Raw genomic sequence first — 6150 nt, forward strand, 5'->3', positions numbered from 1 at the left:
CCGTACTCGCACTCGCGTTCGCTGCCACGCACTCACCCTAAGGGCTCGCGGCGCGGACAACGGGGCCGGGGATCAGCCCTACGCCCGGCAGCGCGCGTCCGCCGGACGTAGCACCTGTAGCACCTGTCGGTCGTGCCGGATCACATGCTCCAGCGCAGCACCGCTCCCAGTCCGCCCGCCGGTCCTGCCATGCCGTCCGGAACGATGAGGACCTCGCTCCCGGCCGCCGCGGCGGACCGCAGGAGCGCGTCGTCCGCGCGCGCCCGCTCGGGCTTGGCGACGCCCATCGCCTGCGCCTGGCCGCGCTGTACGGCGACCTCGTCGACGCCGGGCCCGATCCACACCTCGCGCGCCGCGTCGGAGGCGTCCGGCGAGAGCAGCAGGGTGGCCACCTGGTGGTTGCGCACGGCGTCCACGACGGCGGGCATCCCTTCGGCCGCTTCTCCCGGTCCCGTGTCGACCGTGGACTCGCGGTGCTCGCCGGGCCTGCCCCGTCCCGTACGGAAGCGCTCGAGGGCGCTTTCCAGCCGGTCGCGGGTGAACTTCTCGCAGGCCTGCCGGATCTGCTGGTCGAGGAGGCTCTGCGAGGCACCCGCCGAGCGGCTGCCGTTCTCGACCTCGACGGCGATGGCCTGTACCTGTTCCGGCAGCCGGTTGTAGACGGCCCTGCGCTCGCGCGAGTCACCGGTCAGGATGACCAACTCGGCGCCGATCTCGGGGCATTGGCGGGCCAGCTCGACCGCGATGATGTCCGCGGTCTCGTTCCAGCTGTTCTCGACCTTGTTCCGGTAGTGCCATTCGTACCGGTCCGCCGGAATGCTGCGGTGTCCGCGGCCCTGCCATTCCTTGCCCTGGGCCTGACCCAGGGTCTCCCGGCGGTGCGCGTCGCGCAGCTCGAAGTCGGCGCCGGTCCGGTCGATGTAGGCGACGAGACAGCTCGGTTCGTCGCCCCTGAGCCGGGCCAGCGGCGCTACGTGCGGAAGGATCGACCAGGTCGCCTCGACGGCGGTCGGGCTCACGGCGAGCGGAATGTCGAGGACGACCTCGGCGCCCGCGGCGAAGAGCGCGCGCCCGGGAGGCGCCCCGGAGACGGGTTCCCGGGCGAGGGTGTCCACGACAGCCCGGGTGGTGTAGGCGTCGGCGCCCGCCTCGATGAGCTGGGACGCGACCGAACGCTCACGGAGTTTCTGCACCTTCACGGCGTCCTCCGTGGCGCGCGTGGTGTCGATGTAGACCGAGGCCCACGGTCCTGGACGGGTGAAGAGCGGTTTGAGGAAGCCGAGTTCCATGATGTACCCCCTGTTGGAGACGGACTCTGCGAAGCGTGTTCTGATCGTGGCCGCCGACTGCCACCCGGGTGTCCGGCGCCGACGGCCGGGCGCCGGGCACGGGGGGAACACCGCGTCAGCGCTGCCGGCCCTTTCCCCGCTCGTGCGGGGGTTCATCGGCAGGCGGCTCCGGATCGTGCCATTCCTCGGCTCGGGTCGGATGGCCCGACCTGACCTGTCCCTCGACCTCCTTCTTGCGCTCGTCGTCCAACCTCGGTCCGGACTTGCTGCTCCCGCGATCAGGCTGCTTCATGGGTGCCTCCCTCTGCCTGTGCTCGGCTGGCGCACCAGGCTCATCACTCAGCGGCTGCCCGCCGTCCCGCACCACAAACCGGCAGCGCACCCTTGTGACACCGGGATATGTGAGCCGCCGACCGGCGTGGCGGTGCGCTCCGTCATCCGCCGGGCACGTCATGTGACCGCCGTCCGGGCGGCGTTGCCGCAGGAGGCGTACCGTGAAGCCATGGCGTCGTCGCCGTCGTGGAGGAACGGCCGGACCATCGCGCCCCTCCCGGCTCACCGGGCCGGACGGTCGGCGCTTGCGAAAGGCAGGCAAGCGGTGTCCACACGGGTCCGTGTGTCCACGGCCGGACCGCCAGAGCCGCCCATCGGGCGCGCATCGGTCGCAGAGCACGAAGCGGCGCGGATGGCGGCGGTGCGCCGCTACGACATCCTCGACACGCCGCCCGACGCCGCCTTCAACCGCGTCGCCGCGATGGCGGTGCGCCTCTTCGACGTACCGGCGGCGAGCGTGACGATCGTCGACACCGACCGGATCTGGTTCAAGGCCACCTACGGCCTCGACGGGGTCACGGAGATCGGCCGGAAGCCCGGCCTGTGCGCCTCGGCGGTCCTGCGCGCCGGCATCCTCGTGGTCCCCGACACCCTCGACGACCCGGCTGCCCGCGCCAACCCGCTGGTCACCGGACCCACGGGGGCACGTTTCTACGCGGGCGCCCCGATCACCACCGCCGACGGGCACCGTCTGGGCACCGTCAACATCCTCGACACGCGGCCGCGCTCGATCACCGAGACCGACGCACAGATCCTGGCCGATCTCGCCGCGATGGTGATGGACACGCTGGAACTGCGCCTGGCGGCCCTGCGCCGACTGCGCCAGGAGCAGGAACGGCGCAAGGAACAGGAACAGGCCCGTGCACAGGCCGAGCGGGACAAGCTGATGCTCGCCGCCTACGCAGCCACCTTGCAGCGCACCCTCCTTCCGCCGGTACTGCCGACCGTGCCCGGCATGGAGCTGGCCTGCCACTACCAAACCGCCTCCACCCTCGATGTGGGCGGCGACTTCTACGACGTCTTCCCCCTGGGCAGCGGCCGGTGGGCGTTCTTCCTCGGGGATGTGTGCGGGAAGGGATCCGAAGCGGCGGCCGTCACCTCACTGACCCGCTACACCCTGCGCGAGGCCGCCCAGCACCACCACGACCCCAAGGACGTGCTCGCCGCGCTGAACAGCGCCCTGCTGCTCGACCCGGCGACCGGCAGCAGGTTCTGCACCTGCGTCTTCGGCACCCTCGACCCCGACCCCCGCGGCGGCTACACCGTCGCGGTCGCTACCGGCGGGCACCCACCCCTCTTCCACCTCCAGCCGGACGGCGACGGCCACCTGCTGGTGGAATCGGTGCTCCCCCCGGGCGGCATGCTCGTCGGCGCCCTCCCCGAGGCGCACTTCGCCTCCCTCACGCTGCGCCTGGCCCTCGGCCACAGCCTGCTGCTCTACACCGACGGGCTCACCGAAGCGCGTCGGCGGGACGGCAGCATGCTCGGCGAGCACGGCGTCGCCGCCTTCCTCGCCTCCCGCACCACCACGGCCGCCGCCGTACTGGTGGAGGACACGGTGGCGCTCATCGCGAGCCTGCACCAGCAGACGAGCGACGACATCGCCATCCTCGCCCTGTCCGTGCCACCCCGCCCGCCCCACGCCCCGCCGGCGGGTGCCCCGACGTCCAGGAGCACTGATACACCGTGACCGGCAACCTGACCATGACCGTCCAGCACACGGGCGACCTCGCCCTCATCGCCGTCTCCGGCGAGATCGACGTCGTCACCGCCGCCTCGCTGCGCGTCGGCGCACTGGAGGTCATCGAAAACGGCTGCCCGCGCCTCGTCCTGGACCTCGGCCGCGTGACGTTCTGCGACTCCTCGGGCTTCAACGCCCTCATCAACATCCTGCGCTCCGCGCGGAACGCGGACGGATCACTGGCCCTGACCGCCGTCCCGGACCGCCTGGCCCGGATGCTGGAGCTGACCGGTGTCGGTCCGCTCCTGGCTACCTACCCGGCGGCGCCGATCACGCCTTGAGCCGTCATTCGGCGATCTCGGTCCGTTCCCACCACTCGTAGACGGGGATCTGCCCCGCCGCGGTGTCCTGCTGCCGCGACGTGGGCCTGAAGTGCTCGTATCCGCCGCGGTGGAGGATCTTGAGGTCCTGGCCCGGAGTGGTGAGGGACACGATCCGCTCCGGCAGATCGTCCGGGCCACCCACGAGCGCCGCTTTGTTCGCCATGCCCTCAGTCTTGCCACCCCCGGCCCCACCGCGCACCTCGGAGGCAGCCCCCGCCCAGGGCGGCCGGGCGGGGCATGAGGGCCGAACGGGTGGGGAAGGGGCACGCGGAGACGCTGCTGAGGAGAGTCGCTTCGAGGAGTCTGCGAGGGTGGAGCCATGGCCCAGAAGAAGATCATCACCGTGTTCGGCGCGACCGGGCGGCAGGGCGGCTCCCTCGCCCACGCGATCCTCTCGGACGAGGGCAGCGGCTTCACCGTCCGCGCCGTGACCCGTCGGCCCGATGCGGACGAGGCCCGGGAACTGGAACGGCTCGGGGCGCAGATCGTCCAGGCCGACATGGACGACGAGACCAGCCTGGCCCCGGCCTTCGAGCACGCCTACGGCGCCTTCCTGGTCACCAACTTCTGGGAGCACATGTCCGCCGAGCGGGAGAAGACCCAGGCCGGGGCGCTCGCCCGGGCCGCCTCGCACGCCGGAGTGCAGCACGCGATCTGGTCCACGCTGGACGACACGCGTCTGTGCATCCCGCTCGACGACGAGCGGATGCCCACGCTCCAGGGCACCTACAAGGTGCCGCACTTCGACGCCAAGGCCGAGGCCGACCATTTCTTCACCGAGGCCGGTGTTCCCACGACGTTCGTGCGCACCACGTTCTTCTGGGAGAACCTGCTCTCCACCTTCGGCCCCCAGCGGGGCGAGGACGGAGCCCTCGTGCTGAACCTGCCCATGGGGGAGAGCAGGCTCTCCGGCATGGGCGTCGACGACGTCGGCAAGATCGCTCTGGCGATCTTCAAGCGCGACACCGATCTCATCGCCGCCACCGTCAGCGTCGCCGGCGAACACCTCAAGGTCGCCGCCATGGCCGAGGCCCTCACCGGGACACTCGGCGAACCGGTGCACTACCGGCCCCTGGACCCGGACGCCTTCCGCGCCCAGGGCTTCCCCGGCGCCGACGAGGCGGGGAACATGTTCCAGTTCTACGCCGACTGCGAGCACCGCTTCACCAGCGCCCGCGACCTCACCGCCGTCCGGGAACTCCACCCCGGCCTCCAGGACTTCCGTACCTGGCTCGCCGCCCACCGCGAAGACCTGCGCCTCGCCTACAAGTGACCTCGAACGGGCCCCGCATATCCGGCCCCGGCAGGGGAACGCGCCGAATAGTGAGACAGCGACGCGGGGCTGGAGGAGGCTGACATGGCTCGGTCAGTAGGCATCGACCTGGGCACCACGAACTCGGTGGTGTCCGTCCTGGAGGGCGGCGAGCCGACCGTCATTCCCAACGCGGAGGGAGCCAGGACCACGCCGTCCGTCGTCGCCTTCGCCAAGGGCGGCGATGTGCTCGTCGGCGAGCTGGCCAAGCGGCAGGCGGTGACGAACGTGGACCGCACCGTGCGGTCGGTCAAGCGCCACATGGGCGAGGCGGACTGGCGGTTCCCCGAGAGCGGAAGCATCGACGGAAAGCGGTACACCGCGCAGGAGGTCTCGGCGCGGGTGCTGCAGAAGCTCAAGCGCGACGCCGAGGCCTACCTGGGCGAGGAGGTCACGGACGCGGTCGTCACCGTGCCCGCGTACTTCAACGACGCCCAGCGCACCGCCACCAAGGAGGCCGGCGAGATCGCCGGGCTCAAGGTGCTGCGCATCGTCAACGAGCCGACCGCCGCCGCCCTCGCGTACGGACTCGACAAGGAGAACGACCAGACGATCCTGGTCTTCGACCTCGGCGGCGGCACCTTCGACGTGTCGCTCCTGGAGATCGGCGAAGGACTCGTCGAGGTCAAGGCCACCAACGGCGACACCCACCTGGGCGGCGACGACTGGGACCAGCGCGTCGTCGACTACCTCGTGAAGCAGTTCAAGAACGGCCACGGCATCGACCTCACGAAGGACAAGATGGCGGTCCAGCGTCTGCGCGAGGCCGCCGAGAAGGCGAAGATCGAACTCTCCTCGGCCACGGAGACCTCGATCAACCTGCCCTACATCAGCGCCTCCGCCGAGGGGCCGCTGCACCTGGACGAGCGGCTCACCCGAGCCCGGTTCGAGGAGCTGACGGCAGACCTGCTGGAGCGCTGCAAGACCCCCTTCCACGAGGCGGTCAAGGACGCGAAGATCAAGGTTTCCGATGTCGAGCACGTCATCCTGGTGGGCGGCTCGACCCGGATGCCGGCGGTGACGGAGCTGGTCAAGGAGCTGACGGGCAAGGATCCGCACAAGGGCGTCAACCCGGACGAGGTCGTCGCGATCGGCGCGACCCTCCAGGCGGGTGTGCTGAAGGGTGAGGTCAAGGACGTCCTGCTCCTCGAC

Annotated in this window: 7 protein-coding genes; 4 read left to right on the forward strand and 3 right to left on the reverse strand. The window is 70.9% G+C overall.

The features are described from left to right. Positions 1-140 precede the first annotated feature (140 nt). Positions 141-1289: a baeRF2 domain-containing protein gene (locus tag ACWDYJ_RS06530; RefSeq protein ID WP_451564344.1), complete on the reverse strand. Its 1149-nt coding sequence runs from the start codon at positions 1287-1289 to the stop codon at positions 141-143. 115 nt (positions 1290-1404) lie between these two features. Then, complete coding sequence (locus ACWDYJ_RS06535) at positions 1405-1581, reverse strand: hypothetical protein (RefSeq protein WP_451564345.1); 177 nt, start codon at positions 1579-1581, stop codon at positions 1405-1407. Positions 1582-1974: 393 nt separating this feature from the next. Here ACWDYJ_RS06535 and ACWDYJ_RS06540 point away from each other — a divergent pair, with 393 nt between their 5' ends. Together ACWDYJ_RS06540 and ACWDYJ_RS06545 are read left to right on the forward strand one after the other, a co-directional pair. Beyond that, positions 1975-3312, forward strand: coding sequence for a PP2C family protein-serine/threonine phosphatase (locus tag ACWDYJ_RS06540; RefSeq protein WP_451564346.1), 1338 nt, complete (start codon positions 1975-1977; stop codon positions 3310-3312). Beyond that, positions 3309-3644, forward strand: coding sequence for an STAS domain-containing protein (locus ACWDYJ_RS06545; RefSeq protein WP_451564347.1), 336 nt, complete (start codon positions 3309-3311; stop codon positions 3642-3644). The genes ACWDYJ_RS06540 and ACWDYJ_RS06545 overlap by 4 nt, the downstream gene beginning before the upstream one ends. Positions 3645-3648: 4 nt before the next feature. On the opposite strand, the gene ACWDYJ_RS06550 is transcribed toward ACWDYJ_RS06545, so the two are convergent. Beyond that, complete coding sequence (locus ACWDYJ_RS06550) at positions 3649-3849, reverse strand: DUF5988 family protein (protein WP_451564348.1); 201 nt, start codon at positions 3847-3849, stop codon at positions 3649-3651. 156 nt (positions 3850-4005) lie between these two features. On the opposite strand from ACWDYJ_RS06550, the gene ACWDYJ_RS06555 reads away from it, so the two are divergent. Beyond that, entirely contained in the window at positions 4006-4959 is a 954-nt protein-coding gene (locus ACWDYJ_RS06555) for an NmrA/HSCARG family protein (RefSeq protein WP_451564349.1), read from the forward strand. Positions 4960-5043: 84 nt separating this feature from the next. Continuing rightward, positions 5044-6150, forward strand: a 1107-nt coding sequence (locus tag ACWDYJ_RS06560) for an Hsp70 family protein (RefSeq protein ID WP_451564350.1), incomplete at its 3' end; no start/stop codon positions are given.

Source organism: Streptomyces sp. NPDC003042 (genome assembly GCF_053591315.1).